The sequence below is a fragment of the Vibrio sp. Vb1337 genome (assembly GCF_033338715.1).
Taxonomy (GTDB): domain Bacteria; phylum Pseudomonadota; class Gammaproteobacteria; order Enterobacterales; family Vibrionaceae; genus Vibrio; species Vibrio alginolyticus.
This window is the reverse complement of the sequence record NZ_JAWOTD010000024.1, coordinates 48,678-71,862: the sequence shown is the minus strand read 5'-3', so window position 1 is coordinate 71,862 and position 23,185 is coordinate 48,678. Positions and strand designations below refer to the sequence as shown.

Here is a 23,185-nt window from a genome sequence, read left to right as displayed (position 1 = left end):
TCCATCGTTAAATGGTTGTTTTTTCTTAGATTACGAATTTTCGTACCAAGAAAATGAGACTGACGAATAAGGCTTTTTGACACAGACATTTTGTAAAATTCACATTGTAAAATTTTTGTTGTGAAATTGTAGTCAATATTTCGCTAGTCTACATAATGAGCAGGCAAGGAAATTAACCATCCACTTCACAGAATTGCCTGAAACTTAAATAAAGGATTTAAGTTTTTACTCTAGGACGAGTTTTTAAGTGCGAGGATATGACGATGAATATGCTGAACTTCGATAAAAAAGAGATGCAACAACAACAACGCCCATTTATCGCTGAAGCCGTATTTGCCGTCGAAGCGGTAAGTGCTGAGCAGCAGAGTGAGAAACAAGTAAAAGCGAAGCAACTGCTTGACCGCATGTTCCCATTGGAGAACGGGTCGCACCAAGACGTATCAAGTTACGTAATTGATTACCGCCATGTATTGGCTTACTTCAAAGACGGTACGCATAGCGGCCTGAAAAGCCCGAAACATTTTGTGGCGTACACTGGTGAAAAGGAAGATCCAAAGTCGATTTTGTTTAAAGATGATTCGGGCAATCATGTAGAAGTGCTGTTTGGCTGTCACAAAGGCACTGGTTGCGTGGAATTAGTGGACATTGACGATATTCAATTAGAAACTCGCACGACGTTTCATCCTGAACTAACTGGCAATGCACCAACCGCGATGCGCCATTGGATAAGTCTAATCAAAGGCGACAAAAAAGGTAAGCCGATGGCATGCAGTGAAGATAAAGAATATACCGCAAAAAATGGTGACGACTACATTCTAAGTTACTGTTACAGCGTCGATTAAGATACTCATGATTGGATACAAAAACCCCGCACTTTACAGCGCGGGGTTTTCTTTTTCATCATAAAAGTCGTTTTCGCTTAGCCAGTTTATTTAAATTGGCATCACGCGGTTACGACCGAGTTGTTTTGCCTCATAAAGCTGTTTATCGGCTTTATTGATTAAGGCTTCAGGCGTATCACCCGGCTCAAATTCTGCTACCCCAAAAGAAGCGGTAATGCTGTGAACTTGTGTGCCTGAGCGCTTATCTCTGATACGCAGTTTTTCTATCATCCGGCGTAGTGTGTCTGCATATTGGCGAGCAATTCGCAGAGATTTGTTAGGTACAATTAACGCGAATTCTTCACCACCAAAACGGTACGCACATATTCCATCTCGACAGCTTTGTTGTAGCCGGCGGGCAATGGCTTTTAACACTGTATCGCCAAAAAGGTGCCCGTAATTGTCGTTAAATGATTTGAAATGATCGATATCAAGCATGATCAAGGTCATTGCCTGATTTGATGCAATAAGTGAAGAGAGATCTTTGTCAAATGCTCGGCGGTTGTATAGGTTTGACAAACCATCGAACAACGCATCTTGCTGTACTTCAGCCAGTTGGTTTTTGAGGCGAGAAATTTCTTCACTCGCGTTAGTCAATTGGCTATTCAAAAACTTTGTTGAGTGACGAATTTCGTGTGACTCTGCGACCAGTTGACGAATCACTACCATCACTTCTTCAATGCTTAGGCTATTGTCCTCAACTTTTTCCAGTTTATTAAAGCTTTTGTCTACCATCTCAGAAAAGGAGGAAGTATCTGAAATCGTATCGCTCATTGAACTGGATACTTCATGTAGCAGAACTTCTACATTGGTTCTAAGATCTTCAAGGCTGGTTTCTGCTTTGCTGGCCACATAGTTGTTGTAAAGCTGTTTATTGGTTGCTGGCGGGCAAATACCGTAGTTTTCTAACACCGTGTCTAACTCAAAGTTGAGTTCTGGAATGGTCTTGTCAACGTAGGTATACCAAAGCGCGTAGTTGGCTGGCGTGGCAGCAACATGGTTTTTGATCATCAGTGGGACCGCTTTTTTTAAATTAGCGGTTGATTTCTTAAACTCGTCGGTCATTTCTGCGATGGTACTAGCAAAATGGGATTGGGCTTAGATTAACGGATATTAACTAATGTCGCTTTAATTTTTATCACTTTTGCATGGTTTATATAGAAAATGAGTGATTAAGATCGTGATCAATACCGTTGGATTCGAATTTTATAAAATATCAGTATGAAACATGTACAGGCATTTGGTGGTATTGCGTGTTTTGAGATATCCAGCAAATGGATTCCGTGTAAACGTTAGTAACCTAATGATCGTCAAACTCTCGTTTTCGTATAAATGCAAGTAAATCAAAAGGCTTAACGTCAGGGTCTCCGTGAAAAGAACTCGTAGACGAAGAATTAACATCTGAGGGTGCGAATTGAAAAAGAAAATAGGACTTTATTGGTTCACGAACGACTTGCGATTGCACGACAACCCACTGTTGAAAAGCGCCAGTGTAGAAATGGACGAGTTAATTTGCTTGTATTGCTACCCTTCAATGACGCCTTACTTGCATCACTTTGCGCAGGAAGCCTCTTTCGGGCGTGCGAAATTGCAGTTTCTCGACTTATCGCTTAGTGAACTCAATCAATCTTTGAATCACCTTGGTCAGCGATTATGGGCGGTTGAACTAACGCCCGATCAAGCAATCAAGTATGCTGTTAATCGCTTCGGCGTCACACATATATATGCTGACGCCTTTCCCGGTTCGGATGAGCAACAAGCGTTAGATCGTGCAGTTGAAGGCGCGTCTCATGTAAAAATTAAACAGCAAGCAATCCGGACCCTGTTAAGGGAAGAACAACTGCCATTTGACTTGAGCAATCTGCCTACGACTTTCACGCAGTTTAGAAAGCAAGTTGAAGGTTTAGACATCTCTCGGCCCCACGAGAGTATCCGTTCGTTACCTCCAATTCCTTTAGGTGTGAATCTTCCTTCCGTTACTGCATATTACATTGACACAAAAGCTGCGTTTCATGGTGGAGAAAGCCGCGGGCTTGAACATTGTCGCCAGTATTTTGCTTCCACACTAGCCAGTGAATACAAACAAACACGCAATGGTTTAGATGGCATGGATTACTCCACCAAGTTCTCTCCTTGGCTAGCTCATGGGTGCGTTTCTCCGAAAACTATTTATGCCATGTTGAAACGTTATGAAGCGGAGAATGGTGCAAATGATTCAACCTACTGGATTTACTTCGAACTGCTTTGGCGTGAATACTTTTATTGGTATGCCCGTCGACACAAGCGACAGCTCTTCCGATTCGGTGGCATCCAAAATCAAGCACCACTCACCAGCTTTTACGCGCACCGTTTCCAACAATGGAAGAAAGGTGAAACGCCATTTCCTATCGTCAATGCGTGTATGCACCAACTTAATGAAACTGGTTATATGTCGAATCGTGGCAGACAGTTAGTCGCCAGTTGTTTGGTGCATGAACTTGGCCTCGATTGGCGTTATGGCGCGGCGTACTTTGAGTCACAACTGGTTGATTACGATGTGGCATCAAACTGGGGAAATTGGCAATACCTAGCGGGCGTTGGTGCTGATCCGCGTGGTTCACGACAATTCAACCTCGAAAAGCAAACCGAAATGTACGATCCGCACATGGAGTTCATCGATAGGTGGCAAGGTCGTTGTCCTGGCGCGCATTTGGATAGTGTAGACATGGTCGATTGGCCGATTGTGATGGGCAGCAGTGACAAAGCTTCGTCATCGGAGAAGCCGTAATGCAATTTGAAACCGTACGATTGATCTTGGGCGATCAACTCAACAGTGAGCACTCTTGGTTTCAGCAACCGGATGAGCAAGTGCTTTACCTGATTGCGGAGCTCAAGCAAGAGAATACTTACGTCACGCATCACATTCAGAAAGTGTGTGCGTTCTTTTCTGCAATGGAACAGTTTGCGAAAGAGCGTCAGAGCGAGGGTCATCAAGTTTTGCATCTCACATTGGATGACACACAATCCTTCGACGATCTTGAGCAAGTCTTGCAACACTACGCGAGTGAAGTTGGTGCAAGTAAGTTTGAATATCAACGCCCGGATGAATACCGTCTTCTGGAGCAGTTAGCCAAACTAAAGCTTGATGGGGTCGTGACGCGTTGTGTCGACTCGGAACATTTTTTGTTGCCGTTTGAGGAAATAGAATCGCAGTTTCCTCAAGGTAAACACATCATGATGGAGCACTTTTACCGCCGTATGCGCAAGCGCTTCGACATCTTGATGCAAGACGGAAAGCCCGTCGGCGGAAAATGGAATTACGATGCCAATAATCGTAACAAGCTCAAAGCCAAAGACATTGAACAACTGCCACAACCTTTGATGTTCAGTACTGACATCCACGGCATTATTGAGCGGCTGGCACGACATGACATCAAAACCATCGGAAATCTCGAAGGGGACTTGTTGTGGCCGATTAATCGCGCGCAAAGCCTCTCTTTACTCGCGCATTTCTGCCAAGTCTGTCTGCCGTTATTTGGACGTTTTCAAGATGCCATGACAGGCCAGCACGATGCTAAGTGGAGCTTGTATCACAGCCGAATTTCATTCTCGCTTAACAGCAAATTGCTGCACCCGAGAGAAGTCATTGATGCTTCACTCAAGGCATTTCATTCCAACGCAGACATCGACATTTCTCAAGTCGAAGGGTTTATTCGCCAAATCTTAGGATGGCGAGAGTACATTCGAGGCGTCTATTGGGCGAACATGCCTCATTACCCGAAAAAGAACGAGCTGGGCGCAGAAAGAAAGCTGCCAAACTTCTTTTGGAGTGGCGAAACCAAAATGGCCTGTATGCGCAATGCGATTGAGCAGTCCCTCGATTATGCCTACGCACACCACATCCAACGTTTGATGGTCACTGGTAACTTTTGCTTGCTAACCGAGATCGACCCAGATCAAGTGGATGAGTGGTATCTCGGTATCTATGTTGATGCGATTGAATGGGTCGAAATGCCGAACACACGTGGCATGGCATTGTTTGCGGATGGCGGCATTGTTGGCACCAAACCTTACGCGGCGAGTGGTTCTTACATCAACAAAATGAGCGACTACTGTAAGGGTTGCCATTACGACAATAAGGCGAGGAGTGGGGAAGGATCGTGTCCGTTTAACAGCCTTTATTGGCGCTTTATGAACAAACACGACAAGCGCCTCGCAGCCAATCCACGAATCGGGATGATTTTCCGCTCTTGGGACAACATGGAAGAACAACAACGCCAAGCGATTCTTGATACCGCAGAGCACTACATAGAAAACGTGGAGAACTTGTGATGGAAATACTCATCGTCGGTGGCAATGGTGGAATTGGTTTGGCGATGGTGAGAGAAGCCGCAGCTCGGTTTCCTCAAGCTCGCGTGCATGCCACTTATCGTAAGCAGCAACCAGATTGGCAACACCCAAATGTCGTTTGGCATCAAGTGGATGTATCGCAAGACGAGCAGGTAAAAGCGTTCAGTGAGCAGATTGAACACGTCGATTGGTTGGTGAACTGTGTTGGTATGTTGCACACCCAAGAGAAAGGTCCTGAGAAGAATCTTAGCTCGCTCGACGCAGACTTCTTTCAGCAAACCATCACGGTTAATACTTTGCCAAGTTTGCTGTTGGCGAAATACTTCACGCCCAAGCTAAAGCGCAGTACTGCACCCAAGTTTGCGACCATTTCGGCCAAAGTTGGCAGCATTAGCGATAATCAGTTAGGTGGTTGGTACAGCTATCGAGCATCGAAAGCCGCATTAAACATGTTCCTAAAAACCATGTCGATCGAATGGCAAAGAGTGGTCAAACATGGCACGGTGCTTTCACTTCACCCTGGCACCACAGATACCGCTTTGTCGGCACCTTTTCAAACCAATGTCCCAGAGGGAAAGTTGTTCACGCCAGAGCGAGTTGCTAAGGATTTATTAGGCTTGATAGAAAAAGCAACCCCGCAAGATAGCGGGGCGTTTTGGGCTTATGATGGGACGTTATTACCTTGGTAAGAGAACGCGTACAAACGTTAATACAAATGAAATAACATACTCCAGATAGGGTCGGAGTGACCTACGTTTTCGTTGATTTATTTCTTCGGCAACGCTCAGAACAATAAACGATTTCCTCCCAATTTCGCGCCCACTTCTTTCTCCAAGAAAATGGGCGCTGACAGACCGGACAGACTTTCATGGGAAGGTTGGATTTAAAACCTTTCATCGCGCTGAATGTTCACTCCTAATTTGGTTAAAACTACTTATCAAATAGGTACAGGTAATCGCCGTAGCCTAAACTCGCCATCTTGTTCACAGGTACAAATTTCATCGCAGCAGAGTTCATGCAATAGCGTAATCCCGTCGGCTTCGGACCATCTTTAAACACATGACCTAGGTGTGAATCACCAAACTTACTGCGGATCTCCGTTCTAGGGTAGAGTAGTTTATAATCGGTTTTCTCCACGATGTAACCCGGGTTAATTGGTCGAGTAAAGCTTGGCCAACCTGTGCCAGATTTGTATTTATCAGTAGAAGAAAATAGCGGTTCACCGGTCACAATATCCACATAAATTCCCGCTTCTTTGTTGTCCCAGTATTCATTATCAAACGGACGCTCCGTGCCTTCTTCTTGCGTCACGTAATACTGTAGCTCTGTTAAGTTTGATTTGATTTCAGACTGAGCAGGCTTACTGTACACTTTCACTTTCGAAAGCAGCTTTTTTTCTTCAATCAACTGTCGAAGTGTTTTAGGGCTTTCTTTTCGATCTTCACCAAATACTTCGTCGAGATATTTATCGCGACCTGATGCGTAGCGGTAGTATTTGTACTTCAGGCTACTCTTCTTGTAGTAATCCTGATGATACGACTCCGCAGGGTAAAACTTTTCAAACTCGATCAGCTCTGTTTTCAACGGTTTTGGATAGATCATCGCCTTGTCGATTTCCATCATAAACTGCTTAGCAATCTGCTTTTGCTCCGCATTATGATAGAAGATCGCCGGACGGTATTGAGGACCACGGTCAACAAATGAACCTTTATCGTCGGTAGGGTCGATATGACGGAAGAAGTAGTCCAGCACTTGCTCGTAGTTCACGACAGCAGGATCGTACTTCACCTCAATCACTTCAATATGACCAGATTTACCAGAAGAGACTTGGCGGTAAGTCGGGTTTTCAATATGACCACCTGAATAACCTGATACAACATCGATTACGCCGGGCAGTTGCTCTAAATCCGATTCTGTACACCAGAAACAACCGCCAGCTAGCGTTGCGATTCTTGTATTCTCTGAAGCCTTCAGCTTATCCATCGTATCGGCGGTACCTGTTTTACTCAATAGTAGAAACAAGACTGGAAGTGCGAAGGAGAAACCGGCCAATAACTTAGACATATTCTTCATAGCTACCTCATCGTTATTTTTGTAGAAAGTGTTACTTAAATAAAAAGTGTTACGTATAGAGAAAGGTAACCGAGCGAAAAAATTACAGTGATGTTGAAAATTCCGTTGCCCTTTTATGCGATAGAGCTAAAGTATCGACAAGAAACACACCGCTAGTAAGGGCAACGATGCCTTGAATAAGCGATGCTAAATGAGGTAAATCATGCAAGCTGAAGTTAAATGGATAGAAGATTTTAAATTCCTTGGGCAATCTCAGTCGGGCCACTCCGTAGTGATGGATGGCAATGGTGGTGCAACCGCACCAAGCCCAATGGAAATGGTACTAATGGCTGCTGGTGGCTGTAGCTCTGTCGATGTTGTTGATGGTTTGAAAACAGCAGGCCAAAAGGTTTCGTCAGTTAATGCCAAGCTAACCACAGAGCGTCGTGAAACCGCACCGCGTATCTTTACGCAAGTGAATATCCACTTTGAAGTGTCAGGTGACGAGCTTGACCCAGAAGTCGTAGCAAAAGTGGCGGCTGACTCGCTAGAAAAATACTGCTCGGTTTGCTTAATGCTAGGTGAAGGTGTTGAGATGACCCACAGCTGGGAAATTGTGTAAGCCGACAGACTCCACAAAATATAAAAACAGGAAAGAGAAAAGTCCGGGCTTTTCTCTTTTTTTATTTCGCAATTCACGTACCTTGTGAAGAATCTGAAAGCAGTAATTGCAGGTTGTAGGAGTCTTCCAGTGACAGAACTAGAAAAAATGATGTCTGGCCAGGTCTTTGATGGCATGGACAAAGAAATTGACGCCATTAGAAGCCATGCTCTTCAAGCACTTAGAGCACTTAATAATAACACCGACGAAAGTCAGCGCGACGAATTGCAAAAGCAGCTATTTGGCAAGGTAGGCCGTTGTATTGTCCAGTCCCCTTTTCATTGTGAATTTGGTAAGACCATCGAAATAGGTGAAGAAACCTTTATCAACATGAACGTGGTCATGCTCGATGGTGCCAAAATTACCATCGGGAACCACGTGCTCATTGGACCGAGCGTGCAATTTTATACCGCTTCTCATTCTGTTGATTACCGCAGTCGCCGACGTTGGGAAACGTTTTGTAAACCCATCACGATTGAAGATGATGTGTGGATTGGCGGTAACTCCGTTATTAACCAAGGTGTAACAGTTGGCGCTCGCTCGGTGATTGCAGCGAACTCGGTAGTCAACCATGATGTGCCGCCAGATTGTCTATACGGAGGCACGCCAGCTAAGTTGATTCGTCGTCTCAACGAAGAAGAATTATTGTAAGAGAGCAAGCGTCGTTGTGACAATTATATAGCTTTCGAGAAGAATATAGCTTATTCGAGTTACATTAAGCCCAAATAAGCTATTTCTACATTATTCAACTTCAAAGTTTCAACTTGAACTTGAAAAACAATAAGGTATTAAGGGTTTAAACTATCTACTAATGCGAGTATTCCAGCTGAAGAGAATACGACTATCAGCATAGAGGAGTTTATAATAATTATTCCTATTAATAGAATTGATAGTGAGCGGTACCATCTAGGCACTTCTTTGGAGATATCGGGTAACTTTCGTTTTTTACCTGAGCTAGGTTGGACGATTAAACGAACAAACATCAATGTTCGGAAAAATGCGTAAGGCCATCCCGTAAATAGAGCTAGTTCGAAAGTGTTAAAATAAGGTTCTGTAAAGTAACTATTGACAACTTTTTTTGGCATTAAAATATGCATGATACCTATAAATAATGTCTGGAGAAAAATAATCAATATTCCAGAAAACATTAAGTATCCAATAATATTCCAAACTAATTGCATATGGCACCCAAATTTGTCTTTGAAACTAAGTCAGGCTGAGAGCCTAAGTTGTTGTATGTAAGCACAGCTGCTTTACCGGAGGCGTACCCAATAGCGGTAGTACCGGCAGCGAGTACAATGGCAGTCCCCCAGCCAATAGGGTTTGATACTAAAAATAGACCGACTAACGCGCTGGTACCCATTCCTACAGCTGTGCTAGTTATTGACTCAACAAAAATTTCATTCTTCTCATGTTGGTCTTGTGTATTCGCAATCTGAATGCAGGAAGCCGTCAGACCAACACCGACTAAAACATGTCCGCCCACTTTAGATGCTTGAGCTATTTTATTCAGTTTTTCGGCTTGTTTAACTATATGAGCATTCGCAGGTAACCCTCCACTTCGAGCTATGCGAATAGACTGGTGAGTCGTTTTGTTGCCAAATAACAGCTTTTCCATAGGGCCAACATTTTTCTTTAGTAGGTCTAAATGTTTTTTACGTCTACCATCATATTGTCCTTTACTTATTACTCCGTTTTTATAGTTTGCGTAAAGGTCGTTGATGTTCTCAATGAGCTTAATATTTCCTTTACTCATCAAGTTCCCTGTAGCACCCATCAAGGTACCTCCTGGAATAGTAATCATATTGGCGTTGTTTTCTAGCCATGCCAACGCCCAAAACATGTCAGCATGTTGCGGTGGAACTTGATTTGAGATTGATTTTGGAGGTTGATTGTAGCTGAGAAGATTGGGAGGCAAAACTTTATGGGGAGGAGAGCTGGGCATTTGAGGTTTAGACGCTGGGTAGATCCCTAGCTTCGCGATACTTTTAGGAGGTAACGCATTGTTACTTTGAGTTTTAAGTTGAGAGCTTGATTTGGGTAGAGCTGATAACCAAATGATATCGCCTGCTCTAATGCGGTTAGGATCTGAAATATGCTTGTTTAATGTCATTATATGAGTCAGTACCATCTGATAGTCCTTGCTACCATATGGAGCACCATACATGTTTAATATAATTGATGATAAGTTATCATGAGTTTTTATTTTATACTCAAATAATCCCGACACAGAGCACCTTTAGCTAATAATTTGTTTGTGCAGATACTAACAAAAAACTATATTTAAAAAGGTTTATTTTTTGCATTCTAGACTTTCATTTTAAAAAGTTACAAATTAGCTGATGTATTTATTATTTGCATGAAATTGTTAATGTGATTTTTTACATTTAAAGTGTGATATTAAACTTGGTTGGATAAGTGAAGGTCATACATGATTTGCTAGTGATAAAAAACCTGCGATAAAAAATACAAGTGCTAACATTGTAGAGTTTATGATAATTACCCATATTAATATGAAGGATAATAGACGGTACCACCTAGGCACCTCTTGGGATACATCGGGTAACTTTCGCTTTTCACCTGAGCTAGGTTGAATGATTAAACGAACAAACATCAATGTTCGGAAAAATGCTTAAGGCCAACCTCCAAATATAGTTGGTCGTGTATAAAATGGATAACGTGTAATGGCGAGATGTAAGCCTTGCACAACTAACAAAGGTTGGTTAAACAAGGCTAATAGTCGGTTATGGATGAATAACGATTTGTTGCTCCTCTGTCATCACAAGTGTCGCTTTGCTTTGTTCGATAAGTTGGGCAGCATAAGAAGGGGTAACGGCCTGCATATCACCTTTAGATCGAAGAGTTAAAGACTCCCACGCTTGATCTCGATATTTCCCTGCTTGGGTGTATTGAATCAGTACTTTCATAGCTTCACGCTCCGGTGTGGTTGACGTGCTACTTAAGTTAACGATCTTAGGTTGGTTGCGCATCTGTTAAAAATGAAACATTAGTTTAACTAAATGTGCCTTTCCAAATATCTCGCATTGAGCAGAGCAATTTAGAATCCTTGTGATGGAAGGATGAAGAACACTCAATCTTTCGATTCATACTGCGCAATATAATGTTTGAGAGATTTGGTTTCCGCACTCTGAAACTCTTCATCGTGCATACGCAGTGCTTGGATACGGTCGAGGCGGAACTGGCGGTAGTCATCGCGCAATTCGCACCAGGCGACCAGCGTCCAGACTTTGCCCCAAAAGAACTGGCCTAACGGTTGGATTTTTCTCTCGGTCACCTGTCCGCTTTCATCTTGGTAATCCAAACTGACCTTAAACTGATGATCAATCGCGTGGCGCAGAAGCTGCCCTCGTTTGGCAGTCTCGGATTGGGTGTGATAATCGGGCACAATCAGCGGACAATCTTCCACTTGTTGTTTGAGCTTATCGGGCAATACCGAAAGTATTTTGGTGGACGCAGAGTGAGACGCTTCGGCGAGTTCGGCATCCGACCAGGCTCGAACCATCCGCATACCCAGTTCAAGCGCCATCATCTCTTTTTCTGAGAACATCAAAGGCGGCAGATGAGAGCCAGCTTGCAACAGGTAGCCAACACCTGCTTCACCTTGAATCGGAACACCAGAACTAAGCAACGACTGAATATCGCGATAAATCGTACGTTCGCTAACTTCCATTCTTTCTGCGAGCTCTTTCGCTGTCACGGCGTAACGCTTTGCGCGCAGAAGCGTCAGTAGCTCAAACAGTCGTTCTGATTTGCTCATGATGTTCCTTATCTAGACCTACTGGTTGTTAGTGGTAGTGTGGCTGATTACTTCTCTAGCTCACTGCACATTTTTAAGTTGTGATGTTTAAGCTCGAAGCTTTCGCAGTCAATCATTGATAACAGAGGCTGAAATTCAACGGCTTGCTTAATCTGTTTTCCCGCCTGTTTTGCATCATCCATTGAACGCCAGTAAATGGTGTCTGTCCACACACCGTCAGTCGCTTCGTGACTGAGTGAGCGATACAAAAAGCCCGGCAGATTCTTCACAAACGTTTGTGACTGTTTGGCAGCAGCGATCACGTCTTGCTCTGTTGTGCCTGCGGTTAGACGAAATTGCACAGTTTCGATAACGGTTTCCATATTGTGATTCCTTATTGGTTTTGGCGGATTGCCTGTTGAGTTCCAAATAAGGTTACGCGGATGGAATGTCAGAACATGTCAGTAGTGAAATCTCACTCACTTATCATCAATATGGTTATTTTTCTGGGCTGTTGTAACGATCCCAGTAAGGTAAATCTGTGCCGAGTTTTTCGCTGATAAAATCGATAAAGGCTCTTACTTTCAACGGCATGTGCTTGCGCTCAGGAAAAACCGCATAAATGGCGTGTTCTGGTAGAGAATACTCTTCCATCACCGGTTTTAGATTTCCTGCGGCAAAGTCTCTTCCTGCAATAAACGTCGGCAGTTGAGCAATGCCCGAACCTCTTAACAGCAACTGGCGAATAGCTTCGCTGTTATTGACGATAAAGTTTCCTTTTGGAAGCACTTTGTATTCGCTGCCATTGTTGATGAACATCCACTCGACGCCGCCACGGAAATAGGAGTAGCGCAGGCAGTTGTGACCAACTAAATCACTTGGTTTTTGTGGTGTTCCAAACTCCTCTAAGTAATCTGGTGAGGCACAAAGCACACTTTTACAAGGGGCGAGACGTTTTGCGATTAGATTGGAAGAGGTGAGTTCACCAATACGGATCCCCAAATCAAAACCGTCTTTAACCAAATCGACCATTTTGTCTTCGAGGTTTAAATCCACTTCAATTTTCGGGTAACGAGCGAGAAACTCGCTGATCAAAGGCGCGATATGCAGCACACCGAAAGACATCGGCACGGTAATTTTGAGCCGACCTTGTGGAGAGCCTTGCAGCTCCGATACCGCGTCCACGCCTTGTTGGGCTAGGTTGAGCGCTTGAGAGGCGTACTCAAAATAGCGTTCTCCCGCTTCGGTCAGGCTCAGCTTACGCGTGGTTCGGTTAAGGAGACGAATGCCCAAATCGTCTTCTAGTTGGTTGATGCGTTTGCTGATCGCCGATTTCGTCAGATTCAGCTGTTTGGCCGCAAGGGAAAAGCTGCCGCATTCGACAACAGCAACAAAAACGGGCAGGGAGGCAATCGCGTTCACATCAATCTCCTATTATCGTGAAGCATTTATTGTTGAGCACAAGGATACAATTAATTTCCAATTATAGAGATTATCTTCAAGAAGAAAACAATCTAGACTATGCACCAGTATTACGACCTTGATTTTGGGAAGAAGAAAATGAAGTACGATTGGATCCTGTTTGACGCTGACGAAACCTTATTCCACTTTGATGCTTTCAAAGGTTTGCAGCTTATGTTTTCTCGCAAAGGCGTAGATTTTACTGAACAAGATTTTGCTCATTACCAAACCGTAAACAAACCGCTTTGGGTGGATTACCAAGACGGCAAAGTAACGGCAGATGAGCTAAAACATAAGCGTTTTACCGAGTGGGCTGAGAAGCTGAATACCACAACAGCAGATCTCAACAGCGCATTTTTAGAAGCAATGGCCGATATTTGCAGCTTGTTGCCAGGTGCAAAAGAGCTGATGGAAGCGCTGCAAGGCAAAGCCAAAATGGGCATCATCACCAACGGTTTTACAGAGTTGCAAGCAATTCGCCTTGAGCGCACAGGGATGACTGAGTACTTCGATAAAGTGGTGATCTCTGAACAAGTGGGCGTAGCAAAACCGGACTTAGGTATTTTTGAATACGCGATGCAGCAAATGGGCAACCCATGCAAAACGCGCGTACTGATGGTGGGTGACAACCTGCATTCCGATATTCTGGGTGGTAATAATTTTGGTATTGAAACTTGCTGGTTAAATACCACAGGCGCAAGCGTCGATGAGCGTATCGCACCAAATTACACCGTTGAGTCTTTGAGTGAACTAAAGAACATTTTGGTGGCGTAACCGAATCGGGTATTATTCCGCAGTAACCCTCAGAAAAATCAAGGAATAATCATGTCAGATATCAAACAGCTAGACAGCAAAGTCGTTTACCAGAATAAGTGGATGACGGTGCGTGAGGACAAAATTTTACGTCCGAGCGGCGCAGAGGGCATCTATGGTGTGGTCGACAAACCTGATTGTGCTGCGATTCTGGCTATCGATAACGGGATGATTCACTTGGTTCAGCAGTACCGTTACACCGTAGGTCAACGTTGTTGGGAGATCCCACAAGGGGCGTGGGAATCAAACCCAGATGCGGATCATCTTGAGCTTGCCAAAGGCGAGCTGCGTGAAGAAACGGGCATGCAGGCGAGCGCTATGGCGTATGTCGGCGCGCAGTTTATCGCATACGGCTTTTTGAATCAGACATGTCACGTCTACTTCGCCAGTGATTTAACGGACGTGGGCAATCAACTCGACAGTGAAGAAGAGGATTTGATCACTCGCGCTTTTTCTGTTGAGGAGTTCGAACAGATGATGATCGACGGCACGATCAAAGATTGTGTCACCATCGCCGCTTATGGTTTGGCGAAGCTGAAGAAATTCATTTAGTTATTCATGACGATTTTTTAATGAAAACAGCGGCCTAGTGCCGCTGTTTTTAGTTTGGGTGAGCTCGTTGAGCCATTGCTTACTCGTCGATTTTCTTACCTAAGATTTCCACTTGCGCTTTTTTGGTCACCCCCGCGACTTGCAGCGCAGTGCTGCCAACCGATTCATAGTTCAACTCGATTTTGTCTAACTTCGCGTTATCTTTTGTTGGTAGGCTTAAGCTTCTTGATGACATGCCTTTAGTCAGAACACCTAAACTGTCGAACGTCTTTTCCTGACCATCTTTCATGATTACTTTAACGCTTTTCAGATCGACCGTACCTTGCGTACATTTGATTTTGATGTGGCTGAAACGAGCGTTAGCAAATGGTGACAGTGGATTGACTGTGTCGGTTTCTGATTTAAAACTGACGGTTTTATCTGCAATCTTGTCCCAATCGTTGTCTCCAGCAACCGATTGGAAAGAGGCCACAGCCGCTAAAAGACAGAGTGCGATGGTGTTGAACAGTTTCATAGCTTTTCCTTACCTTAGGTTTAGATATTCTGTTTAATCAGTTCGATGACGTGTGTGACTTCGTCTTGAGTTAAAGCCCCTTCTTTCACGAATAAAACTTCGCCTTGTTTATTTTGTACGATAATCGCAGAACTTTCTTGCTGTAGATCCCAAGTTGTTGCTAATACGCCATTTTTGTCTAACACCATGGAAGACCAAGAGAATGTCTTTTTGCTGTCCTCTGCCGACGATTTAACAAGTGTACCGGTTCCCCAAATGGCGTCTTCTTGGTTGATCACGGTTGTGGTCTGATACTGATCTTCAGGAAAGTGAGCGGCAGTGATTGCTGACATCAGCGGCGCGTTCATCTCTTTGGCTTTACTACGACCTGCAATGGCTTGTATCACACGGACTTTGCCTAACATCTGCTGAGTTGCCCAAGGTTGATAAGCCACATCGTCTCCTTGCTGCGTCATTTCGCCATAGGTATCAATGCTGACGGAAGGGGTGGTTTGACCGACAGAAAGGTTATGAGAGAAGGCGAATGTCGGGGCGAGTGCGAGTAAGAGTGACAGAACAGATGGAGTTTTCATTGGGGGTTCCTGTAACGAAGTGAGGTTAGAGCGAATCAAAATAAGGGGCAAATACGATGCCCCTTATCGAATGTGGCGATTAGTTAGAAAGTACAACGCGCGCATTTAGCGGTTGCAGCGGACGATTGTTTTGTCCCATGACTTCCATCAGTTTCGCGGCTTGATCTTTGGATAAGGTTTGAGTGTCTTTAAGCACAAACCAGCGCACACCTTCTGAACATGGCGGTGTGGTTAAAGAGCCGTTAAATCGATAGTAGTTTGCAGTTTTTGGCAGTAAGTCTTTAATCTCAAACGTATCTTTAAAGAAAGTGGTTTGATTCTCTTGTGGGATTGCGTTGATCAGTTTAGACAGTGCTGCGTTTTGATCGCCAGCATCAAACATCACCGAAATTACCGCCAACTCGCCATCTGCGTTGGCGTGCACAAAGTGCGCTTCAAGTGGATATTGGCGGCCTTTGATTTGGTTTTCTGAAGGTGTGTGGAAATGGAACTGTTGCAGCTCGAACGTCTCGCCATCGATGGTGAAGCTGTTACGTCTGTTCACTTGCGCTTGCAGCGTATGACCATTGTTGGTTAAACCAATGACCTGACCAGTGTACGAAAGGTTCAGTGCTTCCAGTTTTGCATCGGCTGGGTTGTCGATGTTGATTGGGCTTTGGTTTTTCGTGGTTGCGCAGTCTTTGGCGATTTCTCCCCAGTGCTCTGGCCCGTGTTTGTCATTGCCATAGCCCCATTCAGAAGCCTGAGCCGCGCTTAGAGTGAGAAGTGAGAGTGAAAAAGCAAGTAGTGTTTTGTTCATAATAATGTCTCTGTTCGGTCGCCTTGATAAGCGTTGTTACAAGGCAATGACCTAGAGGTCTGATCACTGCCTGACAAATTAGAAACGGTGGCTGAGCTGGGTACCAATTAGAAACGCATTTGAATGGGTAACGCCCGTCACCATCGGTGCAGGAACACCTTCATACGCGTACTCTTCTACGTTGACATCTTCACCAATCAAGTACGTCATGCCGATGTCAACCGTGGTATCTGATGACCATTGGTAAGAGGCCCCCGCAGATAACCAGTGACGGTTCGAATCTGGGATAGAAAGCGAAGTCAGCTCATCGACAGGTGTTTTGTCGAACATGTAACCCGTGCGTAGTGTCCAACGTTCATTGGCGTACCAAGTCGCACCGATGGAGTAGTGCGCGGAGTCTTGCCACTGAAAATCTTTTAGCAACTGATCATCAGCTTTCAAGCTGTCAAATGCTGACCAACCAATCCACTGCACAGAATAGTGCAGGGCAAATTTAGGTAAGACGCGGTGATAACCGGAAAACTCCGCAATATCCGGTAGCGGCATAGCAAGCGAGTCGTACGATTCGCCAGCAAAGTGGATGTCACCCTTGGCATCAATGTTAGGGCTGTGCTTGTAGCTTAAACCTAAGCGATGACGTTCGTTAAACTCGTACATCATGCCAATGTTCGCGCCAAGCCCAATGCCGCCAGCTTCCACATCAAGTGCGTTGCCTTTTACGGATCCACAGCGTTGTTCTAGTTCGTTTCCAAGTATGTTCCCACCAACGCAAACACCCACGTCCATATCGCGGTACAGCTCACCAGAGCCGTAAATCACATCAATACCACCACCGATACTAAAACGATCGTTCACCTTGTATGCCAAGCTTGCGCCAAGGTTGACACTCGCTACGCTGGTGACACCGCCAAAAACAGGTGCGCCATAGTTTGGTTTAAACTCCATGTCGGTTCCGAAGTTGGAATATGCCGATAAGCCTAGATACCAGTCGTCGTTGATAGGGTGAATAAAGTAAAAATTGGGTACAACGGCTGGTTGACCAACGCCATCGACGTCATCAATGTCGGTCACGGTTTGAGAGAATGACGGGGTAATGTCAACTTGAGGGGACGGAGGAAAACCGCCCATACCAACATTGACATCTGCATTAATGTTAGCTCGATGATATTGCGCATTTTTAACGGTAACGTCAGGTTTGACGTAAGTGACACCGAACGATAAGGCATTTTGTTTAAACAGCGTCATCGCTGCGGCGTTGCGGCTGACTACAGATGCATTATCACCAATGACGGCATCACCAGCAAAAGCACGACCAAGACCCGTCGCAGAATGTTCGTTAATTTGAAAACCACCGGCATACGCCGTCGAGGAGGCTAACCCGATTAATAAATAAATCGGTGAAAGAGTGAATTGTCGCTGCATGTTTTTCTCATGAATTAATTAGAAGTTGTATTGCAACGAAAATTAGTAAAACAAACAAATCTGACCAGTGCATTTAAGAGTAAAACTAACAGTGTGCTGACAATAAGTAAATTTAACTTAATAAATATTTATTGTTGAATTTATTAATGCTTCATGGCGTGAATATAGTAATTATTTTACGTGTAAATTAAATCCTGAACCTCTATTTTTATTTTTGCGGTATTACTTCTCTATTTTTATTGTACTGACTGTTCCCTAACAAATAGAGGGAAATCCAGCGATAAAGTGTCCGTGATGGAAACTCTGAGTCATTTGTATTTCCATTGCATCCCAACGTTGGTAGTTCGAATCAGCAAGAGAACTATCGTTTAAACCCACATGACACACTCCTCTCGGTCTTACCTGTGTTATGTGGGTATTTTTTATTTAACTTGTCACTTAACTCCTCTTGAAATTCAACAATTTAAAAATGGCCATAATGAAATCTAAATGGATGGCATATTGAATAAGTTTAGATTTTACTGGTTTGTTGGTATTTAAAAGTTTTGTTTATAATACTTATAACTTGAATTTCTATATTAAAAATGGTCTTTGCTATACGTATTGAATAATAAAGTTTTGAAGTGACTATAATATCTCTGATTTTTCACGTTAGTGAAGTTATTCATTCAGTTTCTTGACGTTAATTTACCTATCTTTACGTCTCGTACCCTGTACGGCTAAGACAAATAGCAGTATAAAATCAAAACGATTATTTACTTCACTCCTGCTATGAAACTCAATAAAAAATGGCTCGTTTTGTGTGGCCTACTTGCTATTGGTGCTGGTGGTTATCATTATCTGCAACGTCCAGAACCCATTTCTCCTTACGCGACAGAAGTCGTTCGCAAAGGCAATATCGAAAAGGCGGTATTAGCTAACGGCATGTTGCAAGCGTCCAAATTGGTGAATGTAGGTGCGCAAGTATCTGGGCAAATTCAACGCCTCGCTGTGAACTTAGGGGATGAGATAAAACAGGGGGACTTGATTGCACAGATTGACAGCCTGACTCAGCAAAACAGCCTCAAAGAAGCCCAAGCGTCTCTTAATAGTCTCAACGCTCAGTACCAGGCTAAGCAAGCGCAGATTAAACAAGCAAACTATGAATACGTGCGCCAAAAAGGCATGTTGGCAGCGAAAGCGAGCTCACGAGCTGATTACGAGAATGCCGAAGCGACGCTCGCCATCTACAAAGCCGAGTTAGCGCAACTGGATGCCGAAATCGAGAAAGCCAAAATCAACGTCGACAATGCGCAGTTAGATCTCGGTTACACCACCATCAACGCACCGATGGATGGCACGGTGGTCTACACCGCGGTGGAAGAAGGACAAACCGTAAACGCCAATCAAACCACGCCAACTATTATCGAGTTAGCCAAGCTAGATACGATGACGGTGAAAGCCGAAATTTCGGAAGCCGATGTGATTTTTGTTCACCCAGGCCAAATGGCGCTGTTCACCATTTTAGGCAAACCGAATCAGCAGTTTAAAGGCACACTGCGCGCCATTGAGCCGGGGCCAACCATCATGGATGGCGATGACAGCGATTTGAGCATTTCAGATAGCGACGCCATTTACTACAACGCTGTATTTGATGTGAAGAACCCGCAAGGTATTTTGCGCATCGGCATGACTGCGCAAGTTTCGATTGTCCTTGAGCAATCGGAAAATACCTTGATTGTCCCTTCACAAGTGCTGCAAAAATCTGGCGGCAAAGGCAACTATACCGTGCCAGTGCTTGAACAGGGCCAAGTGGTGGAAAAGCCCGTGACAGTGGGTATTAACAACAAAGTGAACGCAGAAATTCTCTCAGGTTTGAAGGAGGGCGACCAAGTTGTTCTTGGCAATGCTATGGACGGAGAATCATCAAGCCGAGGTGATCGTCGTCGATCTCCAATGAGGTTCTAAGATGAGTGACGTGCTTTTAAAAGTTGAGGATTTAACTCGACGTTTTGTCTCTGGCGACGAGTCGCTTACCGTGTTGAACCACATTAATTTAGAGATAAAACGCGGTGAAATGGTCGCGATCGTGGGTGCATCGGGCTCAGGTAAATCGACGCTGATGAATGTGCTCGGCTGCTTGGATAAACCGTCCAGCGGTCGATACTTCATTAATGGGCAAGATGTCTCGACGTTGGAATCCGACCAACTGGCGGAACTGCGCCGCGAGTATTTTGGCTTTATATTCCAGCGTTACCATCTGCTGGGGGATTTAACCGCGGTGGCAAATGTGGAAGTACCTGCGGTTTATGCGGGAGTTCCTCATCGTCAAAGAGCGGAGCGAGCGCAGTCACTGTTGGCTCGCTTGGGGCTGGAAGATCGTTTGACCCACAAGCCCAGCCAACTGAGTGGTGGCCAGCAACAGCGCGTGAGTGTTGCTCGTGCACTGATGAACGGTGGTGAGGTGATTCTCGCCGATGAGCCCACTGGCGCATTAGACAGTCACAGTGGGCAAGAGATGATGGCACTGCTTAAAGAGTTGCATCAACTTGGGCATACGATCATCTTAGTGACTCATGATATGAACGTGGCGAACTTTGCGGATCGCATCATTGAAATCAAAGATGGTGAAATCATTGCAGATACGCTAAATGCACAAGTTGTAATCAATGAGCAAGCAGCAAAGACACCGAGCGCATCTTTTCATCGCCCAGCGCAATCCGCCAGTAAGTGGTGGAAGTGGGACAGTTTTATTGACGCGCTAAAAATGGCGCTGCTGGCGATGTCTAGCCACAGAATGCGTACGTTTTTGACCATGCTCGGCATCATTATTGGTATAGCCTCGGTGGTTTCCGTGGTGGCACTAGGTAATGGTTCACAACAGCAAATTTTGTCGAATATTTCATCCATGGGAACAAACACCATTGATGTCAGGCCGGGCAAAGGGTTTGGTGACCGCCGCTCCGGACGAGTGAAAACGCTAACCGCCGACGATGCTAAATCGTTGGAGAGTCTACCTTTTGTCGACAGTGTCACGCCGTCTTTATCCAACAGCTTAACCGTGCGTTACGCCAATCAGGATGCAACCGCGTCTGTGGAAGGGGTTGGGGAAGATTATTTCCGTGTGCGCGGTTATGAGATCGCCAAAGGTCAGTTTTGGGATGAAGAGAGCGTGAACTCACTCGCCCAAGAAGCAGTGATTGATGACAACACCAGAAAGGAAATGTTTGCGGATAGAAATCCGATTGGTGAAGTGATTTTTCTTGGTTCATTGCCAGTGCGTATTGTGGGTGTCACGCAGAAAAAAGAAGACGCGTTTGGCAACAGCGACGCGCTGAAAATTTGGGTGCCATACACCACCATGTCGGGACGAATGATGGGACAACGCTACCTCAACGGCATTACTGTACGGATTGATGAGAACGCCCCAAGCGTAGCGGTAGAACAGAGCATCATCAACTTGTTAAAAATGCGCCACGGTACAGAAGATTTCTTCACGATTAACACTGACACCATTCGTCAGAGCATCGAGAAAACCACCGCAACCATGACGTTACTGATCTCAGCGATTGCGGTGATCTCCCTAATTGTCGGGGGAATTGGCGTAATGAACATCATGTTGGTGTCGGTGACAGAGCGCACGAAAGAGATCGGTGTGCGAATGGCTGTGGGTGCGCGGCAAGCGGATATTTTGCGTCAGTTTTTGATTGAAGCGGTACTAGTGTGTTTGTGTGGTGGCATTGCTGGTATTGGCTTGGCGTTTTTGATTGGTTTTGCATTCAGTACATCTGGTAGCAGCTTCCAAATGATTTACTCGATGAACTCGATCATCTGGGCATTTATTTGCTCAACGTTGATTGGCATCGCCTTCGGCTTTTTACCCGCTCGCAATGCCGCCAAACTCGATCCGATAGAAGCGCTAGCGAGAGACTAAAAATGAGTAACACAATGAAATTCAAAACTCGATTGGTCGCGGCTGCCTTAAGCGCAGTGTGGTTGTCAGGTTGTGGTTCGCTTATGCGTAGTGACTATCAAGCACCTGCGGTGCAAGTGCCTGCAAATTGGCAACAGATGCATGTTGCGGGTGATGTCAGTATGGATCCTTGGTGGTTGGCGTTTAACGACCCAACACTTAATCAATACATTACTCAGGTGTTGGCTCAAAACAACGATTTGACGCTGGCAACGCTAACGCTAAAGAAAGCGCGTTTACAGCTGGGTTTAGCGCAAGATGACCTTTTCCCTACGTTGAGTTCTTCCACATCAGGACAAGTTCAAAAATCTCTTGATAGCGGGGAATCGGCAGATAGCTACAGCACTAACTTGTCCGTCAATTACGAGTTGGATTTGTGGGGAAAAATCTCGGCGGACGTTGACCAAGCCAAGTGGACGGCGAAGGCAAGTCAACAAGATCGCGAGGCGACCGCACAAAGTTTGGTGGCAACGACAGCATCGTTATATTGGCAAATCGGCTATCTGAAACAGCGTTTAAACCTCAGTCAGCGTAATGTGGAAGACGCAGCTCAAACGCTACAATTGATTGAAAAACAGTACCAACTTGGCGCTGTGGATCAGTTAGATGTGCTTGAAGCCAAACGTACGTTGGCAAGCTTACAAGCGCAGCAAAGTGAATTTGAACAGAGTTTACTTGAGGCAAACAACGCCTTTGCGATTTTGTTCAATCAACCGCCGAAGAGCATCAGTGCAACCATCCAAATGCTGCCTGAAGGCGATATGCCATCGTTGAGTGTTGGTGCTCCGTCTGATTTATTGATCCGCAGACCCGACATTAAAGCAGCGATTTATGAAGTCAAAGCCGCGCTAGCAAATAAAGACGCAGCAGATTTGGACTACTTGCCCAAGCTGATGCTCACTGGGGCTCTGGGTGGATCATCACAAGCGCTTAAAGACCTGCTTTCCAACCCGATTGGCAGCTTAGGTGCGGATATGACGCTACCGTTTTTGCAGTGGAATGAGATGAAAAATAGCCAAGCCATTGCCGATTTAGACTATCAATCGGCCATTGTGAGTTATCGCCAAGTGTTGTACGCCGCATTCCAAGATGTCGAAAATGCCTTGTCGGCACGAGAAAAATTGAAGTATCAGGCGGCGCGTTTACAAGAACAATATGATGCCGCAAGTGCCGCTGAGTCCATTTATGCTGCGCGGTATCAGTATGGCTCGACGTCGATCATGGACTATTTGAATGCCCAAGAAGAGACCAGAAACGCGCAAGCTTCTTTGTTGGAAAACCGCTACAACCAGTTTCTCACTCAGGTTACGCTTTACCAGTCTTTAGGAGGAACCGACGTCGCGCCGTTGTAATTAGGGATCAGCGCACACTAGCGAAGCGTCATGCAACAAAGCCTTTTTTGAAGGTATTACTGGTCCCA

Annotated in this window: 23 protein-coding genes; 11 read left to right on the top strand and 12 right to left on the bottom strand. The window is 44.9% G+C overall.

Features of this window, described 5'->3' with window-relative positions; all coding sequences use genetic code 11:
• Positions 1 to 263 precede the first annotated feature (263 nt).
• Positions 264 to 842 carry a malate synthase gene (locus tag R7E42_RS20595; RefSeq protein WP_005374156.1) on the top strand — a complete coding sequence of 193 codons (579 nt, stop codon included), beginning with the start codon at positions 264 to 266 and terminating at the stop codon, positions 840 to 842.
• A 90-nt stretch (positions 843 to 932) separates the two neighbouring features.
• On the opposite strand, the gene R7E42_RS20590 is transcribed toward R7E42_RS20595, so the two are convergent.
• Positions 933 to 1,946, bottom strand: coding sequence for a GGDEF domain-containing protein (locus R7E42_RS20590; RefSeq protein WP_005374150.1), 1,014 nt, complete (start codon positions 1,944 to 1,946; stop codon positions 933 to 935).
• Between the two features lie 349 nt (positions 1,947 to 2,295).
• Here R7E42_RS20590 and R7E42_RS20585 point away from each other — a divergent pair, with 349 nt between their 5' ends.
• The 3 genes from R7E42_RS20585 to R7E42_RS20575 are packed head-to-tail and all read left to right on the top strand — an operon-like array spanning position 2,296 to position 5,899.
• The gene (locus tag R7E42_RS20585) at positions 2,296 to 3,648 is read left to right on the top strand and encodes a DASH family cryptochrome (protein ID WP_318072960.1); all 1,353 of its coding nucleotides are present in this window, start codon (positions 2,296 to 2,298) and stop codon (positions 3,646 to 3,648) included.
• The gene (locus R7E42_RS20580) at positions 3,648 to 5,192 is read left to right on the top strand and encodes a cryptochrome/photolyase family protein (RefSeq protein WP_239938525.1); all 1,545 of its coding nucleotides are present in this window, start codon (positions 3,648 to 3,650) and stop codon (positions 5,190 to 5,192) included. The genes R7E42_RS20585 and R7E42_RS20580 overlap by 1 nt, the downstream gene beginning before the upstream one ends.
• Positions 5,192 to 5,899 carry an SDR family oxidoreductase gene (locus R7E42_RS20575; protein WP_017819732.1) on the top strand — a complete coding sequence of 236 codons (708 nt, stop codon included), beginning with the start codon at positions 5,192 to 5,194 and terminating at the stop codon, positions 5,897 to 5,899. Before R7E42_RS20580 ends, R7E42_RS20575 begins: the two co-directional genes overlap by 1 nt.
• A 61-nt stretch (positions 5,900 to 5,960) precedes the next feature.
• Here the strand turns inward: R7E42_RS20575 and R7E42_RS20570 are convergent, their stop codons facing one another.
• Together R7E42_RS20570 and msrB are read right to left on the bottom strand one after the other, a co-directional pair.
• A complete protein-coding gene (locus R7E42_RS20570) occupies positions 5,961 to 6,107 on the bottom strand; it encodes a DUF2256 domain-containing protein (RefSeq protein WP_005374142.1) in 147 nt (48 codons plus the stop codon).
• Between the two features lie 33 nt (positions 6,108 to 6,140).
• On the bottom strand, positions 6,141 to 7,283 hold the full coding sequence (msrB, locus tag R7E42_RS20565) for a peptide-methionine (R)-S-oxide reductase MsrB (RefSeq protein WP_167415760.1): 1,143 nt from the start codon (positions 7,281 to 7,283) through the stop codon (positions 6,141 to 6,143).
• A 202-nt stretch (positions 7,284 to 7,485) separates the two neighbouring features.
• On the opposite strand from msrB, the gene R7E42_RS20560 reads away from it, so the two are divergent.
• Complete coding sequence (locus R7E42_RS20560) at positions 7,486 to 7,884, top strand: OsmC family protein (RefSeq protein ID WP_005374132.1); 399 nt, start codon at positions 7,486 to 7,488, stop codon at positions 7,882 to 7,884.
• A 129-nt stretch (positions 7,885 to 8,013) separates the two neighbouring features.
• Positions 8,014 to 8,574 carry a sugar O-acetyltransferase gene (locus R7E42_RS20555; RefSeq protein ID WP_053349374.1) on the top strand — a complete coding sequence of 187 codons (561 nt, stop codon included), beginning with the start codon at positions 8,014 to 8,016 and terminating at the stop codon, positions 8,572 to 8,574.
• 520 nt (positions 8,575 to 9,094) lie between these two features.
• Here the strand turns inward: R7E42_RS20555 and R7E42_RS20550 are convergent.
• From R7E42_RS20550 to R7E42_RS20530, 5 genes are all read right to left on the bottom strand, one after another.
• Positions 9,095 to 10,153 (bottom strand): glycine zipper family protein, encoded by a 1,059-nt coding sequence (locus R7E42_RS20550; protein WP_239939264.1) that lies wholly within the window; start codon positions 10,151 to 10,153, stop codon positions 9,095 to 9,097.
• 514 nt (positions 10,154 to 10,667) lie between these two features.
• Positions 10,668 to 10,850, bottom strand: a complete 183-nt coding sequence (locus R7E42_RS20545) for a hypothetical protein (RefSeq protein WP_021035913.1) — start codon at positions 10,848 to 10,850, stop codon at positions 10,668 to 10,670.
• 164 nt (positions 10,851 to 11,014) lie between these two features.
• Positions 11,015 to 11,701: a helix-turn-helix transcriptional regulator gene (locus R7E42_RS20540; protein ID WP_005497912.1), complete on the bottom strand. Its 687-nt coding sequence runs from the start codon at positions 11,699 to 11,701 to the stop codon at positions 11,015 to 11,017.
• 47 nt (positions 11,702 to 11,748) lie between these two features.
• Positions 11,749 to 12,063, bottom strand: a complete 315-nt coding sequence (locus tag R7E42_RS20535) for a hypothetical protein (protein WP_005374111.1) — start codon at positions 12,061 to 12,063, stop codon at positions 11,749 to 11,751.
• Between the two features lie 115 nt (positions 12,064 to 12,178).
• Positions 12,179 to 13,102, bottom strand: a complete 924-nt coding sequence (locus tag R7E42_RS20530) for a LysR family transcriptional regulator (protein WP_005374110.1) — start codon at positions 13,100 to 13,102, stop codon at positions 12,179 to 12,181.
• A 138-nt stretch (positions 13,103 to 13,240) separates the two neighbouring features.
• Between R7E42_RS20530 and yjjG the strand changes: the two genes are divergently transcribed.
• Entirely contained in the window at positions 13,241 to 13,915 is a 675-nt protein-coding gene (gene yjjG, locus R7E42_RS20525; RefSeq protein ID WP_005374109.1) for a pyrimidine 5'-nucleotidase, read from the top strand.
• Positions 13,916 to 13,966: 51 nt separating this feature from the next.
• Positions 13,967 to 14,506 (top strand): NUDIX domain-containing protein, encoded by a 540-nt coding sequence (locus R7E42_RS20520; RefSeq protein ID WP_020834877.1) that lies wholly within the window; start codon positions 13,967 to 13,969, stop codon positions 14,504 to 14,506.
• Positions 14,507 to 14,585: 79 nt separating this feature from the next.
• On the opposite strand, the gene R7E42_RS20515 is transcribed toward R7E42_RS20520, so the two are convergent.
• The 4 genes from R7E42_RS20515 to R7E42_RS20500 form a co-directional block, all read right to left on the bottom strand.
• A complete protein-coding gene (locus R7E42_RS20515; RefSeq protein ID WP_005480927.1) occupies positions 14,586 to 15,020 on the bottom strand; it encodes a hypothetical protein in 435 nt (144 codons plus the stop codon).
• A 20-nt stretch (positions 15,021 to 15,040) separates the two neighbouring features.
• Positions 15,041 to 15,592 carry a YtfJ family protein gene (locus R7E42_RS20510; protein ID WP_262688903.1) on the bottom strand — a complete coding sequence of 184 codons (552 nt, stop codon included), beginning with the start codon at positions 15,590 to 15,592 and terminating at the stop codon, positions 15,041 to 15,043.
• A gap of 79 nt (positions 15,593 to 15,671) precedes the next feature.
• Positions 15,672 to 16,391 (bottom strand): carbonic anhydrase family protein, encoded by a 720-nt coding sequence (locus R7E42_RS20505; RefSeq protein WP_318072959.1) that lies wholly within the window; start codon positions 16,389 to 16,391, stop codon positions 15,672 to 15,674.
• Between the two features lie 78 nt (positions 16,392 to 16,469).
• On the bottom strand, positions 16,470 to 17,813 hold the full coding sequence (locus tag R7E42_RS20500) for an OmpP1/FadL family transporter (RefSeq protein ID WP_318072958.1): 1,344 nt from the start codon (positions 17,811 to 17,813) through the stop codon (positions 16,470 to 16,472).
• Between the two features lie 771 nt (positions 17,814 to 18,584).
• Between R7E42_RS20500 and R7E42_RS20495 the strand changes: the two genes are divergently transcribed.
• Genes R7E42_RS20495 through R7E42_RS20485 form a run of 3 tightly spaced genes read left to right on the top strand, consistent with a single transcriptional unit; the run spans position 18,585 to position 23,117 of the window.
• Complete coding sequence (locus R7E42_RS20495) at positions 18,585 to 19,760, top strand: efflux RND transporter periplasmic adaptor subunit (RefSeq protein ID WP_053349367.1); 1,176 nt, start codon at positions 18,585 to 18,587, stop codon at positions 19,758 to 19,760.
• Position 19,761: 1 nt separating this feature from the next.
• Positions 19,762 to 21,726: a MacB family efflux pump subunit gene (locus R7E42_RS20490; protein WP_318072957.1), complete on the top strand. Its 1,965-nt coding sequence runs from the start codon at positions 19,762 to 19,764 to the stop codon at positions 21,724 to 21,726.
• Between the two features lie 14 nt (positions 21,727 to 21,740).
• Positions 21,741 to 23,117, top strand: coding sequence for an efflux transporter outer membrane subunit (locus R7E42_RS20485; protein WP_318072955.1), 1,377 nt, complete (start codon positions 21,741 to 21,743; stop codon positions 23,115 to 23,117).
• Positions 23,118 to 23,185 lie beyond the last annotated feature (68 nt).